The organism is Bradyrhizobium sp. CFUWI (genome assembly GCF_056429085.1).
Window position 1 is genome coordinate 1 of sequence record NZ_JBWJZE010000199.1, and the last position, 447, is coordinate 447.

The 447-nt window shown below is 60.4% G+C and carries 1 protein-coding gene; it reads right to left on the reverse strand.

Annotated elements, in window-relative coordinates:
- Nucleotides 1–447: hypothetical protein (locus tag AC066S_RS39405; protein WP_478271998.1), on the reverse strand; the 447-nt coding region annotated here is incomplete at both ends.

The following is a 447-nucleotide window of genomic DNA, read 5'->3' on the forward strand; positions in this document are numbered from 1 at the left end:
AGATTCGAGGTCGTGGTCGCTGGAGAATTGTTCTCCAGGACGTTGCCACCCGCAGGGCCACCGAGGGTGTAGCTTCCGGGACCACTATTGCAGTCGCCTGCCCTGGATGTCCCGAAATAGATCCGGTTCAGCGTGTTGGCGACCCAGATGTCATTGCTGCCGGCTGCCGTTGCCAAGGCGGTAGGGACTGCTCCCCAGTAGGTGCCTGCGCCGCCGCCATCCCGGGTCAGCTGCTTGGCTGGAAAATTGTTGCTGTTCCACATGCATACCGGGTCACCATTAGGAAGGACGGCGCGCTGCAATATGGTGAGATTGCTGGTATCGATATATCGATCTCCGCCCGACAGTGCCAGACGGAGCATGTCGATGGCCGAACTGCTGGCCCAGTTCAGGAAGTTTCCGCTGAAGGCGTCGTTGCACTTCCGACTGGTGGCGGCGCCTATGCGG